The sequence below is a fragment of the Suttonella sp. genome, from assembly GCF_056855035.1.
The window spans coordinates 1-14,853 of record NZ_JBXGGR010000072.1; the positions used below are offsets into that span (position 1 = coordinate 1).

Below are 14,853 nucleotides of genomic sequence, written 5' to 3' on the forward strand. Positions count from 1 at the left end.
ATTTTAAGCAAGGGGAAACGGTCAGCGTATTGGTTGAGCAGGGTTTGGGCGGAGTGGTAGAAAAAGCTGCTCATGGAAAAATCCTCTCAATTCTGGGTTGGGGAGAATTTAGAGGATTTTTTGGGGTTTTGCAAAGGTTTCCCAATATCATTTGTCTGTAATCTTTTGAGTATGCCATAAGTTTTAGTGTAACCTTTTTTGGATTCCTTGACTATAGCTGCTGTGCGCCGAACTCGCTCGATATACTTTGAGTGCATGCCTTTTTAGCTCACGGGAAATGATGCTGCAGCTCCGCCCTAATTGTCGGGCAATCTCGGACTGTTTTTTGCCTTGAGCGAGCAGAGTCATTATGCTTTCCCGTTCTGAAAGTGTAAGATGTCGGTAAGAAGCCCTCATTTTAGAGTCCTTTTTTGTTGGGGAACAAAATTATACTCTATTATGAATGCTTCTTTTTTTGCACTTGGATTGTAAATTCAGGAACAAAAAACGTAGTAAATAATAACGGTTTTGATAAATATCAATAGCAAAATATTTACAAAGCATTATCATTTACAAGCCAGTTTGGCATTGTTATTTTTATGGGAGAATCCAATATGAAAAAATTACTTCTTGCAGCAAGCGCTGCATTAATTATGCAAGCCAGTTCCGCACATGGCGTTTGGGTAACACCTCATTTTGGTGAATTATCCGTAGTTTACGGCATGGGCGTTGCAGATGATGCTTATGGAGAGGAAAAATTAGCGTGGGTCAAAGGTTATGACGAAAAATTCGCCACTAGCGAAGTCGTGGTAAGCAAAAAGCCAAGCCATAGCACCATTGATGCTAAAGATGCAGCCGTGTTAACTGTATTCTTCAATAATGGTTTTTGGGAGAAAGGTGAAAATGGTCGCTGGAAAGAAGTCGCAGAGAAAGATATCAGCAAGCCAGTAGATACTTCTACTTCTCTTAAATATAACATTTCCGTATTAAAATCATATCAAGGCGAGATGAAGCCGTTTGCAGAATTACCTGTACAAGTTATCCCTGAACAAGATCCTTCAGCGGTGAAACAAGGTGAGCAGCTTGTCGTTACGGTTTATGTTGATGGCAAACCTGCTGCAGACGTGCCTGTTACTAATGATTACATCAATAATTTTGCGGAAAAACAAAAAACAGATAAAGACGGTAAAGTGACGCTGACCGTGCGTAATGAAGCATTAAATGTAATTGCTGCACTGGTAAATCACCCAACGCCTGATGATGCCAAAGCGCATTTACAACGTAGCGTAGCAACCTTATCTTTCAAAGCCGCAAAAAAATGATAATTCATCATTCCTAACCATTGATTCACATCAATGAAAAACATACTGTTTTTCAAATAGAATTTCTTTTTTCTGCTTGTAATAGTTCGGAGAAGTGGAAAAGTAGTACAAGGCGGCGAACCGCAGACAGTACAGATAGTACGGCAAGGCGAGCCAAATCCGTAATACTTTTTCAATTCTTCGACTATATGTTAAGGCGCTCTTATCAATCAGTCACAAAGCCGATTAAGATTGTAGAGTAGGACATTCATCGTCTTTTCATTTCATAATCGGCTATCTCTCAATGTATTGCGCGATAATCCGCATCTGCTTTTTCGAATTTTTCCACCACTTCGCGCTCAGGCGTTTTGCTCAATAAGGATACGGCAACCACCGCCAAGCCGCACAAAATAAATCCGGGCACGATTTCATACATGGTCGGCAAACCTGCTTTGCTCAATGCCGGATTCACTGTTTCCGCCCATAGCACCACTACGACTGCGCCGCTAATCATGCCGACCAAAGCGCCTGAAGCCGTCATGCGCTTCCACAACACCGATAAAATCACTACCGGTCCGAAGGCTGCGCCGAAGCCCGCCCAAGCATAGGACACCAAGCCCAGTACTTTGCTGTCGGGATTACCGGCAATCAAAATGGCAATAATCGCCACCGCCAATACCATAATCCGCCCTACCCAGACCAATTCGTTTTGCGCAGCATTCGGGCGCAGAAAGCCTTTGTAAAAATCTTCGGTAATGGCGCTGGAACAGACCAAGAGCTGGCAAGACAGCGTAGACATCACCGCCGCCAAAATCGCACTCAAAATTACGCCGGCAATCCAAGGGTTAAACAATAAGGTTGCCAAAGCAATGAAAATGCGTTCGTCATTACCGCCTAATACCCCTATTTCTTCGGGATGACCGCCGAAATAAGCAATGCCGAAATAACCGGCCGCCACCGCACCGCCCAAGCAGACAATCATCCACGTCATACCGATGCGGCGTGCACTATTAAGCGATTTCACATTTTCCGCCGCCATAAAGCGCGCCAAAATATGCGGTTGTCCGAAATAGCCCAAACCCCAAGCGGCGGTAGAAATAATGCCTAAGAAGGTCGTACCGGCAAACAGGCTGGCGTGTTCTTTGCCGGTATTTGCAGCCACAGCCTGCACCGCCGCGTTCATTTCCGCCGCACCGCCCAAGCTGAGATAGACCATAATCGGCGTTAAAATTAGGGCAAAGAGCATCAGCGTCGCCTGTACGGTATCCGTCCAGCTCACCGCCAAAAAGCCGCCGATAAAAGTATAGGCAATCGTTGCACCGGCACCTAACCACAAAGCGGTGTTGTAACTCATGCCTTCAAACAGACTTTGGAATAAACGCGCCCCTGCCACAATGCCTGAAGCACAGTAAATCGTGAAGAAAAACAGAATAATCACGGCGGAAATGACTTTCATTGCCTGCCCTTTGGCACCGAAACGGTGATAAAAATAATCGGGCAAGGTCAAGGCATTATTAGCGTATTCGGTATGCACGCGCAAACGTCCCGAGACAAAGAGCCAGTTCAGCCAAGCGCCGATTGTCAAGCCGATGGCAATCCAGGCCTCACTCAAACCGCTGGCATAAATCGCACCAGGCAGCCCCATCAGCAGCCAACCCGACATATCGGAGGCGCCAGCGGACATCGCCGTCACATAAGGCCCGAGACTGCGCCCGCCCAAAATATAATCGTCAAAATTGCGTGTGGAAAAATAAGCCGCCAAACCAATCAGCAGCACGGCAATCAAATAAATGCCGAAGGTAATATACATCGGATTATTCATACAAACTCCTCAAGGTGGCACCGCTGAATGCGGTTTTTCTAACATATCGATTAAAACAATGTGTCAAATTGACACGCAAGGATTATTATAGATTTACCTTATTTTGTAAACTGTTACATTGAGTGATTGTAAATTATTTTATTTATACGGTATTTCATCAAAATCAATTGTTTTCAAGCTTGAGGAACAAGCCTTAGAAAAATTAGCATTATCATTCCATATCAAAGCAAAAGCACAAAAAGCAAAGTCCCTAAGAGCTTTTTTAATGACGGATTTTCTGCAAGAAACTGCGCGTGCGCTCATGCTGCGGATTTGCCAGCAAGTCTTTCGGCGCGCCCTGCTCGACCACCAAACCTTTATCCATGACCAGCATCACATCCGCCACTTCCAAGGCGAATTGCACTTCATGCGTTACCACCACCATTGTCCAGCCGTCGGCAGCAAGAGCTTTCATACTGTCTAAAACGTCTTGTACCAATTCGGGATCAAGAGCGGAAGTCGGTTCATCAAACAGCAATAATTCGGGACGAATCGCCAAAGCCCGTGCAATGCCGACGCGCTGCTGCTGTCCGCCCGAGAGTTGATAAGGATACAAATCCGCCTTATCTGCCAAACCGACTTTACCGAGCAATGCCAAACCTTCCGCTTTGGCTTCTTCCACAGGCTTTTTCTGTACCTGCACCGGACCTTCGATGATGTTTTTCAATGCCGTTTTATGCGGAAAAAGATGATATTGCTGAAATACCATGCCGGATTTGCGCCGCAGGGCGAGTATCTCTTTCTTGCTTAAATGCTTGGCAAAATCAATGTGTAATGCGCCGCCTGCGCTGTGTTCGTCAAATACGATTCTGCCTTGCTGCGGCATTTCCAAGGCGTTCAGGCAACGCAGGAAAGTGGTTTTGCCCGAGCCGGAAGGCCCGAGAATCACGGTTACGCTGCCTTTGCGGATGGATAAATCGATGCCGTGCAAAATCTCCGCCTTGCCGAAAGATTTGCGAATATTCTGAATCTCTATCATAAGCCCCTCAGCGCGCCACCGAGCGTTCCAAACGCCGCTCGATTCTTTCTTGAATAATGAAAAACACAAAGCAAAACAGCCAATAAATTAATGCCGCCAAAATATAAACCGGCAGGAAATCATAGTTGGCATTCGCGATTTGCTGTGCGGTGCGAAATAATTCCGTAATCGTAATCGTGGACGCCAAAGAAGTGGATTTAAACAAATCGATAAAGCTATTAGACAAAGGCGGCACCGCCACGCGAAAAGCCTGCGGTAGAATAATGCGGCGAAAGCTGTGCATATAAGTCATGCCGATGGTAAAGCCCGCCTCCCATTGCCCTTTCGGCACGGATAAAATCGCCGCCCGAATCGTTTCGGAAGCATAGGCGCCCACATTCAGCGAAAAGCCGATAATGGCGGTAGGGAAAGGATCGAGTTTGATGCCAATCGCCGGCAAACCGTAAAACACAATCATCAGCTGCACCAACAGCGGCGTGCCGCGAATGGCGGAAACATAAAAACGTACGATTTTCAGCAGCAGCCAATGCAGCCGTCCGCCGCTCGGCCAAATCCGCACCAAAGCCACCGCCACCGCAATCACAAGCCCCAAAGCAAAAGACAAAAATGCCAAAGGCACGGTATAAACAAAAGCGGCTTTCATAATCGGCAGAAAAGCGCCCACCACCAAGAGTGCGCGCTTATCGTCCATAAAAGGCAATTGGCTAATCAGTTCCGTGATGCTTTCAACGAACACTCACGTCCTCCCCAAAAAACTGCTCGCCCAAAGCCTTGAGCTTGCCTTCTTCGCGCAATTGCACAATTGCTGCGCTGATTTTCGCCAAAGCCTCCTCATTGCCTTTATTGGCGACCAAGCCCGCGCCCAGTTTCTCTTCGCGCGGCACTTCCCAGACCGATTTCAAACCATGATTCGGGTTTTTCTTAAAATAATCGAGCAATGCCAAAGAATTGTTCAAGGTCAAATCCGCCCGCCCCTGCGCAATCAACATCATCGACTGCGCCATGCCGTCCACCGGTACAATCTCCGCTCCTTCTTGCTTGGCGCGTTCGCCGTAATTGCTGGTCAGGGTCTGCGCGGCTTTTTTGCCCTTAATATCGCTAATCGTTTTGATGCTGTCGTTATCCGCTTTAACCACCAACATGGCGCCGTAATAATTATAAGGCTCGGATTTATCGAAAGTCGCCTGACGTTCTGGCGAAGATAAAGCCACCTGATTCGCCACCAAATCAAAACGCTCCGCCTTCAAGCCCGCCATCATCGAATCCCAAGGCGTTTCTTCAAATTTAACCGTTACGCCCAATTTTTCGCCGACCAAACGCGCCACTTCCACATCGTAGCCGGTTAATTTGCCGCTCTCGTCATGATAAGTGAAAGGCACATAGGTTCCCTCCGTGCCAACCGTAATCGTGCCCTTATTATTGATGCGCTCCAATAAAGAATCCGCCTGCGCCTGAACAGCCAGCGCCAAGGCTGCCGCCGTGAATACGCGTTTAAACATCGCAATGTCCTCCTAAAAAAGAAAGGCGCATTGTAGGCAAAGACAAGTGACGGGATGAGAGCAAAAAGTTATAAGCTTATAGCTTTTAGACGGAGAAACCCTGCCGTCCTAGGGCTGCGCCGCTGCCGGCAAAATCAAACGCTCCACCGCATAGCGTCCGCGATAAACAGCCACCTGCAAAAAGGTTTGCTCGGGATGTTCGCGTGCGGCGACCTCCATCGGCAAGGCTTCGTTTTCATTGGCATAATAGCGTTTAAAAGGCAGGCTGAAATGCAATGTTTTGCCTGTGCAGTAGGCATCGTTAATCCTGACATAATCATCGCCCTGCGGCGGATGACGCGATACAAAATCAATCTCCGCCAAACCCTGTGCATTCTGCTTCAGGCGGGCATACAATTTACCGTCCACGACCTGATAATCTTCCGTTTGGCAGACATCATTGGCAATTTCCCCACCGCTGTCGACGGCAAAATTTAGCGCCACATACTGACCGCGAAAATAATCGCGCGGATCAATCGGCTCGGTTTGAAAGAGAAAATGCCTGCCCTTGCTTTGCGCCTCATAATGTCCCCAAATCACATAAGCCAGCGCAAGGCTTTGCAATATAAAAGCGGCGATTAAGCCGTAAAAATAGCCTTTTTTCATGCCGCTTTCCTTTTCTTCATCAAGAAGAGATTGGCGAAAAGTAAAATCAAACCGATGATAATAAACACAATACCGCGCAGCATGAAGCTATACACTTCGTCAAAAAACGCAGCTGCCAAAGCATTGCAGAGCAACAGCAAAGCGGCATTGAATTTCAGCCAGTGCTGCTGCCGTTCCGCCACTACCGCCAAGCATAATCCCAAGGCAAAATTGCACAGTAGAAAACCTTTATTTGCCAGAGCATTGGGCATCAAATCGGGCGTCTGCAATAAATAATTGGCAAACAGCATCAGCGGCAATAAAGCGGCAAAAGCAGCCTGCTCAAAGCGCAAGCGCTTTTGCACGGCCAAAACAACTGCGACGACTGCCAAGCCCGCAGCAAGATAGGCAAAAATTGCTACCCAAATCGGTGCTCCCCATAAGAAATGATTAGTAAACAATCCTCTATCATCCCAAGCGGACAACAAAGCCAAGAACAAAATGCCCGCCGCGCCGATGCTCGCCAAAGGATTGCGGGCATAATCCTGCCCGCAGAAGACGCGCCCTAAGACATAATACAGCGGCACCGCCACATAGACCGCCTGCCAAGCCACCTCATCCATATAATCAAACAAAAGCCGCATCAGCAGCAAGAAAGCGAATAAAGCGACAAACCATGCCAAGACGCTGCCGTGCTGCCGCCACAGCAGAATGCCGCCCGCGGCTGCCAACAGCCAATCCGCCGGCATTAAGGCATTTTGGAACAATAAGCCCGCGGCAAATAAAACAAAAGCACAAGCGCTGCTTTGCGCGGGATAAAACAATGCCACCGGCAGCAGCAGGATGGCGCTATTGCGCAGCAAATCCCAGACATCGCCGCCGCTATGATAGGTCTGCCCAATCAAAGCCAAAGCGGCAATCAAAGCAAGGGCATGAAAAGCACCAGCGCCCTCTTTTGCCGCCTGCCTCTTAGCCGCTAGCAAAGCGGCATAACTCAGCGCCAGCGGCACATAACTCAACACCGCACGCACAGGACGCGACAAATCCGCCCAATTATGCGCCAAAAGCAAAATGATCCCGCCTCCTACCAAAGCGGCGGCTAAAATAAACAGCAAAACCTGCCAAAAACGGGTGCTTGCCGCCTGATAGCGGCTTAATATCTGCACGCTTTGCTGCTCGCTAATCAGCGCTTCTTGCTCCGCCTGCTGCAAAACAAGCTGCAAAAAGCGGTAATATCTGGAGGCAATCGCTTCTACCATCGCATATTCCTTGATTCAGTAATAGAAGACATTTATCAGGCGCGATTATAGCCAAAGCCAATCGCGACAGAGCATATTTTTCACCGCTAAGCGGATCGGCGCAGAATCAATTGAGCCGGCAAATAGATTTGCTCCAAACGGCTCTGCGGTTCTTCGATTTGTTTTAAAAGACTGCCGATAGCGCTTTGTGCCAGCAAATCGCTGTTTTGCGCAGCGGTGGTCAGCGGCGGACAGGAATAGGCGGATAAGGGATGGTCGTCATGCCCTGCAATATACAGCCCCGCTTCGCCCGCACGTTCGCCCGCTTCCCAAGCGGCAAGCAAGGCGCCGAAAGCAAGGCGGTCATTGGCACAAAGCAGGCTTTTCTCGCCTTTTTGCTTCAGCCAGCGGCGGCTATAGGCATAGCCGTAGGCTTCAAATTGCCATTCTTCTTCGCTGATAGTAATCACTTTTGCCGCTTCATGCCGGCACATCATCGCCTCTTCATAGGCAGCGAGCCTCAGGGCGGCGTTTTGATTGATTGCCGGCATGCTTAAAAAGCTGGGCGCAGGATAATGATGACAGAGATATTCCACTAATAAATCAATGCTTTGATAATTATCCGTACCGACAAAGGCGGCATCATGCAGCGGCGGCGTATCGATATAAATCAGCGGTATCTGTTCGGCAAGGCGTAAAACGGCGGGATTGACCGCCGTTTTGCCGAGAGGCGCGACTAAGGCGCCGGCGATATTCAAGGATTGCAATTGCTGTGCCGCCTGCGCCTCGGACTCGGCTTTGCCGTCCGAGGACAATATCAAGGCGAAATAGCCGCTTTGCTCGGCTTGGCGGCTGATTTGATGGGCTAATTGCATGAAGAAGGGGTCAACGGTGCTGGGCACGATAACGCCGATAACACGGCTTTGCCGCCGCTTGAGGTTTGCCGCAAAGAGATTAGGACGAAAACCGCTGCCTTCGACCGCCGCTTCAATTTGCGCGCGCGTTTTCGCGCTGACCGAATCGGGATTATTGAAATATTTGGATAAGGTTTGGCGCGACAAACCTAATTGCTGCGCCAAGCCCTGCATGGTCTGTATGCGCTTATCTGCACTCATGTTCGGCAATAAAGTGTTCTAAATCGGCGAGATGGATACAGCCTTCCATCGGCCCTAATTGCGTAACGGCATAAGCGCCGGCGGCATTAGCAAAGCGCAGCGCGGTGTGCGGCGATGCTTTTTCCGTCCAAAAACGGATAAATGCTGCGCCGAAACAATCGCCTGCACCGGTCGGATCGATTTCTTGCACGGTTATCGCCTCTGCTTCGATATGTTCTTGCAAGCTAAAATACGCCGCGCCTTGCGCGCCGCGTTTGAGCACGATTTCAGGCACGCCCTGCGCCAGCAATTCCGCAACCGCCGCCGCTTCTTCCTGTGCTTGCGTGAATAAAAAGAGTTCCTCGCCCGAGGGTAGGAAGACGTCGCATTGGTGTAAAACGGCGAATAAATCCTGTTTAAAAGCGGCATCCCCCATCATTTCGGCGCGGATATTGGGGTCGAAAGAAATGCTGCCGCCTCTGCTTTTGACCGCTTGCAGGGCATGCAGCGCAATCGTGCGCGCCTGCGGCGCCGCCAAAGCCGTTCCCATGATATGCAGATGCCCGCAATCGGCAATCAGGGCTTCAGCGGCAGCCGTCATTTGCAAAGCGCCGTAAGCGCTATGCACGATGTTAAAGACGAATTTGCGGCTGCTGTCTTCCCGATAGCGCACAAAGGCACTACCGGTGGCTTCGCCCTCGGCGATTTCTACTGCGGAAACATCAATGCCGTCCGCTTGCAGGCGGCGGATATTGAGTGCACCGAAATCATCATTACCCACGCGCGAAATGATGCCGCCGGCGCCGCCCAAACGCCCGATTTGGTCGATAAAAATCGCCGGCGCGCCAGAGGGAAAAGGGCCGATAAGGGATTGGGCTTCTAAAAAACCTTCGCCTTTCGTTGTAGCGACAATTTCCACTAAAATTTCGCCGACTGTCAGGATTTTTTTCATGCGCGTTTCTCCTTGCGTTTGGCATAGACATCCAGCCATACCGCCAAAACAATCACTAAGCCTTTAATAATCAATTGATAAAAATAAGGCACCGAGAGCATATTCATGCCGTTGTTCAGCACGCCGATAATCAAAGCTCCGATTAGTGTGCCGATCATCGTGCCCGAACCGCCCGCCAAACTCGTGCCGCCCAAGACCGCTGCAGCAATCGCATCGAGTTCATTGCCGGTCGCGGCATTGGTTTGCGCCGAATACAGGCGTGAAGAGAGCAAAATACCGGCAATTGCCGACATCAGCCCCGAGATGGAAAAAATGATGATTTTTACGCGGTCGGTACGAATGCCCGAATAACGCGCCGCTTCGGGATTGCCGCCGGTCAGATAGGCTTTGCGTCCGAAAGTAGTATGCGCTAAGGCAATGTGATTAATCAAGAAAACCACCAGCAAAATCCACACCACCCAAGGCAGATGCAAGAAAGATTTGCCGCCGATAGCCAGCCAAGTGGCATCGCTAATCGACTGCGGCGAACCGTTGGTCGGCAGGCTGACCATGCCGCGGAACACGCCCATTGTCGCCACCGTAACGATAAAAGAAGGCAGCAATAATTTCGCCGTCAGCAAACCGTTGCACAATCCCATCAACAACCCCGCCAAAAGCGTGCAGAACAATGCCGCACCGAAGCTCCAATCCATCGACAGCACCTGTGCCCCAATCATGCCCGCCAAGGCAATCATCGAGCCTACCGACAAATCAATCTCGCCGAGCAAAATTACCCAAGTCATGCCGAAAGCGGCAATTGCCACTACCGACACCTGCTGCAAGATATTCAAAAAATTCGGCAAAGAAAGAAAACGCTCGCTTTTGAGCGCGAAAAATACGCACAGTGCAATCAAGGCGATGATAATGCCGCCGTATTGTTTGAATGCCGCTTTAAAGCGCGAATGTTGTTTGCTTGTATCCATTTTAATGTCCTGTTGCATATGTCATGACCTGTTCCGGGCTTAATGCTTTCGCGCTGACCACCGTATTCACGCGCTTCTCAGCCATCACCACCACCCTGTCCGCCAAGCCCAATACCTCCGGCAATTCCGAAGACACCAGCAAAATCGCCGTACCTTCGGCGGCTAACTGGCGGATAATCTTATAAATCTCAAATTTCGCCCCCACATCCACACCGCGCGTCGGCTCGTCCAAAATCAATAATTTAGGTTTGGTCGCCAGCCATTTCGCCAGCACCACTTTCTGCTGATTGCCACCGGAAAGCGTGCTCGGCGGCACGAAAATCGAAGGCGTACGCACCGCCAAACGCCGACATTCAAAATCCGCCACCGCCTGCTCGCGCGCCCTACTCAGCCAACCGCCGCGCGCAACCGCCGCCAAAGAAGCCGCGGAAATATTGCTGTTAATCGGCGCCTGCATGACCAGCCCCTCTTCTTTGCGGTTTTCGGTTACAAAGCCGATACCGCAGGCAATCGCATCGCTGGGACGGCGGATATGCACCGTCCGCCCCTCAAAAATCACTTCCCCGCTTGCAGGCAGCAAACCGAACAAAGCCTGCATCACATCGGAACGCCCTGCCCCGACCAAGCCGAAAAAGCCCAAAATCTCTCCGGCTCTTACCTCGAAACTCACGCCCTGCATCTTGCCTTCATGCGTCAAATCCCGCACCTGCAAGAGCGGCGGCACATCCATACCCGGCGGTTCATGCAAAGGCGGCGGATAAATATGGCTCAATTGCCGCCCCACCATCAAAGCAATCAATTCCTCGATGCCGGTCTCTGCGCGTTTGAGCGTGCGCACATACTCGCCGTCGCGCATCACGGTAATCTCATCCGACAAACGCATAATCTCTTCCATGCGGTGCGAAATATAAATCACCGCCTTGCCCGCCGCTTTCAAACGCGCAATCAAGCCGAACAAAATATCCGCCTCGCCGTCGCTCAAAGAAGAAGTCGGCTCGTCAAGAATCACCACCTCCGCATCGCGGCTCAAACCTTTGGCAATCTCCACCATCTGGCGCTGCGCAATCGACAAATCCCCGACCCGCGCGCGCACATTAATCGCAAAACCCAATTCCCGCATCAGCCGCTCTGCCTGCGCATACAGCTGCGCATTATTCACAAAGCCGAAACGCGAAGGCAGATGTGCGGAATAAATATTCTCCGCCACCGACAAATTATTCGACAAACTCAATTCTTGAAACACAATCGCCAAACCGCGCGCCGCCGCCTGACTCGGCGAAGAAGGCGCATAAGTCGCGCCATTAAGCAATATCTCTCCGCTGTCGGCAGGATGCACGCCCGCCAAAATCTTCATCAAGGTCGATTTGCCTGCGCCGTTTTCGCCCAAAAGCGTATGCACCGTGCCGCGCCTGACTTGCAAATTCATCCCTTTCAGCGCCTTGACCACGCCGAAAGACTTGCTCACCTCATGCAAACTCAGCACCACTTCCGCTTCTGCCATCTTCACATCCTCATCTAGAGAAAAAAGCCGCAGACCGGCTGCGGCTGTCAACAGATTATTTTGCCTGCTTGGTATAAACGCCCGGCTCAATCGGCTGAGACACAGGCACCTCTTCGCCCGCCAAAACCTTCACCGCCGTATCCACGCTGGTTTTGCCCATTTGATCAGGGAACTGCTGAATCACGCCCACCATCACAGGATCATTATCCACCGCATCGCGCGCCTCCTTCATGCCGTCGAAACCGATGACTTTGACCTTATCCTGCAAACCCGCCGATTTCACCGCCACTGCAGCCGCCAAAGCCGCATCGTCGCCAAAACCGAAAATTCCCTGAATATCCGGATTGGCCTGCAACATATTCTGCGCCACCGCTAAGGCCTCCGCACGGGTAATCCCCGCCTGCTCCGCCACAATCTCCATCTCGGGATAAGCCTCCAAAGCCTTTTTGAAACCGTCGATACGCGACACCACAGATTGCACCGTAGGATAAGTAATCAAAGCCACCTTGCCTTTCTTACCTAAAACCTCCGCCATCAAATCGCCGGCCTTCACGCCGCCGGCATAGTTATCCGTGCCGATATAAGAAGTCACCTCCACATCATTGGCAGGCACGTCCACCGTAATCACGGCAATCCCCGCATCTTGCGCCTTTTTAATCGCCGGGAACACGCCCTTGCTGTCCACAGGCGAAATCACAATCACCTTCGCACCCTTAACGATGAAATCCTCCACATCCGCCAATTGCTTGCTCAAATCCTGATTGGCAATCGAGACCTGCAAATCCAAACCTTTTTCGGCAGCCTGCACCTTCATCGCATCCGCCAACTCAATATAAAATGGGTGCTGCTGCGTGAGCAAAGAAGCGCCCACCAAATCCGCCGCCCAGTTTGTTGCACATACTGCGCCCATTGCACTTGCCAACATCAATTTTTTCATCACAGTTTTCATAGCATTTCCTCTATCATTTACACAACAAACCACTTGTTATCCAAGCGTATGAACATTATAGCGGCATACTTTTACACGAGTAAACGCAAATATGGCAAAAAAATGATAATATTTTCTCAATCAATTGAATAAAATGAACTTTATTAGGATTTTGCTTGATAAAATAGGTCTTTTCGAGCCTTTTTCCGGCAAAGCCGCCGCGTAAATTCAGGCAATATTTTTCAGCACCGCCGACACGGCGCCGCCGCACCGCTTGGAATACATAAAAAATTCATTTAATTACAATTTGATACATATATATTTATCTTTTATCTCCGATATAGGGATATTAAGTTTTGCAATTATAAGAAAAATGTTTTATATTCCGCCGCAACACTTAGGGTGTTACGTTAATTCGGCAAGCCTAAGCAGGATAATTTTCTCAATCGAGAACTTTATCCTGCTTGGGCTTTTTTTATTCCCAAATGTTTTGCATGCAGGAGATTCTTATGGCGAAAGATTTTGGCAAACTCGGCGGCGAAATTATCCGCCTGCTGGGCGGCGAGACGAATATCCATTCTCTCGTACACTGCGCAACCCGATTGCGCTTTATGTTAAAAGACCGAGCCAAAGCGGATAAAACGCTTTTGGAGCAAACCGCGGGTGTGATTAGCGTGGTGGAAAGCGGCGGGCAATTTCAAGTGGTCATCGGCAATAATGTGCCGAAAGTATATGCCGCGATTATGGAGCAGGCAGATATTCAGGCGGGCGATGAGGCGGATTTGCCGAAGCCGAACTTGCTCAACCGCGCGATTGATTTTCTCGCCGGTTCTTTTACCCCATTAATCGGCGTGCTTGCCGGCGCAGGGATTTTAAAAGGGCTGATTGCGATTTTGCAGGTAACGGGAGTGCTTGATGCCGCATCAGGCACATTTACCGTCTTAGATGCCATTGCCAGTTCGACTTTCTATTTCCTGCCGGTTTTGCTGGCAATGTCTTGTGCCAATAAAGTCAAAACCAGCCCCTATATTGCCGTTGCCTTGGCAACTACCCTGCTCTATCCCAGCATCATTGAAGCCAGCCAAGCCGGCAAACTGGATTTTCTCGGTTTTGAAATGGCGATGATGACTTACACCTACAGCGTTATCCCAATTTTGATTGCGGTAGTGGCGCAGTCTTATATCCAACGCTTTTTTGAACATTTCTGGCATGAAAGCGTGCGCAATTTCTTCGCGCCAGCTTGCACCTTGTTGGTCGTATTTCCTTTAACCCTTGTCGTCATCGGGCCAATCGGCTCATGGATCGGCAACACGCTTGCCGCTGTCTTGGCATGGCTATATGCCGCCAGCCCGATTGCAACCGGTATTGTGGTCGGGGCATTTTGGCAAGTATTGGTCATCTTCGGCATTCATTGGAGCATTGTGCCGATTATGATTAACAATATGGCGGTCGTCGGTTTCGACCTCATCGACCCTTTAACCGCTGCGGCAGTACTCGGTCAGGCAGGAGCGACTTTCGCCGTCTTCTTAAAATCGCGCAACAAAGAAATCAAATCGCTTGCCGGTTCCACGACTTTCAGCGGTATTTTGGGCATTACCGAACCGCTGATTTATAGCTTCTTGGCGAGAGAAATGGCATTTACTATCGGCTTATTTTAAGTACCCTGAGGCAGTCAGGAAACCCATTTATACCACCAATACGGTTGAAGCGCTACATCGCCAGTTTCGTAAGTTGACTAAAACTAAAGGTGCTTTGCCCAATGAAAACAGCTTGCTTAAATTACTGTATGTGGCTATGTTAAATGCCGGTGAGAAATGGACAAGACCTATCAACAATTCGGGACAAACTATGATGCAGTTGTCTATCCATTTCCCCGGGCGCTTAGATAAGGTGATGAGCCTTTGATTAAACTGACACAGATTTCTGAACGCCCTC

General features: G+C 49.8%; 13 protein-coding genes and 2 pseudogenes. 3 read left to right on the forward strand and 12 right to left on the reverse strand.

All coding sequences use genetic code 11. The annotated features are described in order from the left end of the window. Positions 1-213: 213 nt before the first annotated feature. A pseudogene (locus ACJHVI_RS06465) lies at positions 214-396 on the reverse strand (helix-turn-helix domain-containing protein); the annotation flags it as partial. A 197-nt stretch (positions 397-593) separates the two neighbouring features. Here ACJHVI_RS06465 and ACJHVI_RS06470 point away from each other — a divergent pair. Further along, positions 594-1,301 (forward strand): DUF4198 domain-containing protein, encoded by a 708-nt coding sequence (locus tag ACJHVI_RS06470; protein WP_483183879.1) that lies wholly within the window; start codon positions 594-596, stop codon positions 1,299-1,301. A 280-nt stretch (positions 1,302-1,581) separates the two neighbouring features. Here ACJHVI_RS06470 and putP read toward each other — a convergent pair whose 3' ends face one another. The 11 genes from putP to ACJHVI_RS06525 form a co-directional block, all read right to left on the reverse strand. Beyond that, the gene (gene putP / locus ACJHVI_RS06475; RefSeq protein ID WP_483183881.1) at positions 1,582-3,102 is read right to left on the reverse strand and encodes a sodium/proline symporter PutP; all 1,521 of its coding nucleotides are present in this window, start codon (positions 3,100-3,102) and stop codon (positions 1,582-1,584) included. Between the two features lie 262 nt (positions 3,103-3,364). After that, a complete protein-coding gene (locus tag ACJHVI_RS06480) occupies positions 3,365-4,120 on the reverse strand; it encodes an amino acid ABC transporter ATP-binding protein (RefSeq protein WP_483183883.1) in 756 nt (251 codons plus the stop codon). 7 nt (positions 4,121-4,127) lie between these two features. Continuing rightward, positions 4,128-4,811, reverse strand: a complete 684-nt coding sequence (locus ACJHVI_RS06485; RefSeq protein WP_483183894.1) for an amino acid ABC transporter permease — start codon at positions 4,809-4,811, stop codon at positions 4,128-4,130. Between the two features lie 34 nt (positions 4,812-4,845). Beyond that, positions 4,846-5,619 (reverse strand): amino acid ABC transporter substrate-binding protein, encoded by a 774-nt coding sequence (locus tag ACJHVI_RS06490; RefSeq protein ID WP_483183884.1) that lies wholly within the window; start codon positions 5,617-5,619, stop codon positions 4,846-4,848. 108 nt (positions 5,620-5,727) lie between these two features. Then, a complete protein-coding gene (locus ACJHVI_RS06495; protein WP_483183885.1) occupies positions 5,728-6,264 on the reverse strand; it encodes a GDYXXLXY domain-containing protein in 537 nt (178 codons plus the stop codon). Then, the gene (locus tag ACJHVI_RS06500) at positions 6,261-7,502 is read right to left on the reverse strand and encodes a DUF2157 domain-containing protein (protein ID WP_483183887.1); all 1,242 of its coding nucleotides are present in this window, start codon (positions 7,500-7,502) and stop codon (positions 6,261-6,263) included. The genes ACJHVI_RS06495 and ACJHVI_RS06500 overlap by 4 nt, the downstream gene beginning before the upstream one ends. Before the next feature lie 86 nt (positions 7,503-7,588). Then, positions 7,589-8,596 (reverse strand): LacI family DNA-binding transcriptional regulator, encoded by a 1,008-nt coding sequence (locus ACJHVI_RS06505; RefSeq protein WP_483183888.1) that lies wholly within the window; start codon positions 8,594-8,596, stop codon positions 7,589-7,591. After that, entirely contained in the window at positions 8,583-9,527 is a 945-nt protein-coding gene (locus ACJHVI_RS06510; RefSeq protein WP_483183890.1) for a tagatose kinase, read from the reverse strand. The genes ACJHVI_RS06505 and ACJHVI_RS06510 overlap by 14 nt, the downstream gene beginning before the upstream one ends. After that, complete coding sequence (locus ACJHVI_RS06515; RefSeq protein ID WP_483183892.1) at positions 9,524-10,489, reverse strand: ABC transporter permease; 966 nt, start codon at positions 10,487-10,489, stop codon at positions 9,524-9,526. Before ACJHVI_RS06515 ends, ACJHVI_RS06510 begins: the two co-directional genes overlap by 4 nt. A 1-nt stretch (position 10,490) precedes the next feature. Beyond that, positions 10,491-11,996 (reverse strand): sugar ABC transporter ATP-binding protein, encoded by a 1,506-nt coding sequence (locus ACJHVI_RS06520; RefSeq protein WP_483183895.1) that lies wholly within the window; start codon positions 11,994-11,996, stop codon positions 10,491-10,493. A gap of 49 nt (positions 11,997-12,045) precedes the next feature. Continuing rightward, positions 12,046-12,915, reverse strand: a complete 870-nt coding sequence (locus ACJHVI_RS06525; RefSeq protein ID WP_483183896.1) for a substrate-binding domain-containing protein — start codon at positions 12,913-12,915, stop codon at positions 12,046-12,048. Between the two features lie 512 nt (positions 12,916-13,427). Here ACJHVI_RS06525 and ACJHVI_RS06530 point away from each other — a divergent pair. Continuing rightward, a complete protein-coding gene (locus tag ACJHVI_RS06530; RefSeq protein ID WP_483183893.1) occupies positions 13,428-14,576 on the forward strand; it encodes a PTS transporter subunit EIIC in 1,149 nt (382 codons plus the stop codon). Further along, positions 14,530-14,823 (forward strand): annotated as a pseudogene (locus ACJHVI_RS06535) (transposase); the annotation flags it as partial. The gene ACJHVI_RS06530 and the pseudogene ACJHVI_RS06535, both read left to right, overlap by 47 nt. Positions 14,824-14,853: the final 30 nt, after the last annotated feature.

What these genes read in the sequence shown, in the direction of transcription:
- ACJHVI_RS06470 (WP_483183879.1), top strand. Translation starts at nt 594, where the DNA reads ATGAAAAAATTACTTCTTGCAGCAAGCGCTGCATTAATTATGCAAGCC.
- putP (WP_483183881.1), bottom strand. Translation starts at nt 3,102, where the DNA reads ATGAATAATCCGATGTATATTACCTTCGGCATTTATTTGATTGCCGTG.
- ACJHVI_RS06480 (WP_483183883.1), bottom strand. Translation starts at nt 4,120, where the DNA reads ATGATAGAGATTCAGAATATTCGCAAATCTTTCGGCAAGGCGGAGATT.
- ACJHVI_RS06485 (WP_483183894.1), bottom strand. Translation starts at nt 4,811, where the DNA reads ATGGACGATAAGCGCGCACTCTTGGTGGTGGGCGCTTTTCTGCCGATT.
- ACJHVI_RS06490 (WP_483183884.1), bottom strand. Translation starts at nt 5,619, where the DNA reads ATGTTTAAACGCGTATTCACGGCGGCAGCCTTGGCGCTGGCTGTTCAG.
- ACJHVI_RS06495 (WP_483183885.1), bottom strand. Translation starts at nt 6,264, where the DNA reads ATGAAAAAAGGCTATTTTTACGGCTTAATCGCCGCTTTTATATTGCAA.
- ACJHVI_RS06500 (WP_483183887.1), bottom strand. Translation starts at nt 7,502, where the DNA reads ATGGTAGAAGCGATTGCCTCCAGATATTACCGCTTTTTGCAGCTTGTT.
- ACJHVI_RS06505 (WP_483183888.1), bottom strand. Translation starts at nt 8,596, where the DNA reads ATGAGTGCAGATAAGCGCATACAGACCATGCAGGGCTTGGCGCAGCAA.
- ACJHVI_RS06510 (WP_483183890.1), bottom strand. Translation starts at nt 9,527, where the DNA reads ATGAAAAAAATCCTGACAGTCGGCGAAATTTTAGTGGAAATTGTCGCT.
- ACJHVI_RS06515 (WP_483183892.1), bottom strand. Translation starts at nt 10,489, where the DNA reads ATGGATACAAGCAAACAACATTCGCGCTTTAAAGCGGCATTCAAACAA.
- ACJHVI_RS06525 (WP_483183896.1), bottom strand. Translation starts at nt 12,915, where the DNA reads ATGTTGGCAAGTGCAATGGGCGCAGTATGTGCAACAAACTGGGCGGCG.
- ACJHVI_RS06530 (WP_483183893.1), top strand. Translation starts at nt 13,428, where the DNA reads ATGGCGAAAGATTTTGGCAAACTCGGCGGCGAAATTATCCGCCTGCTG.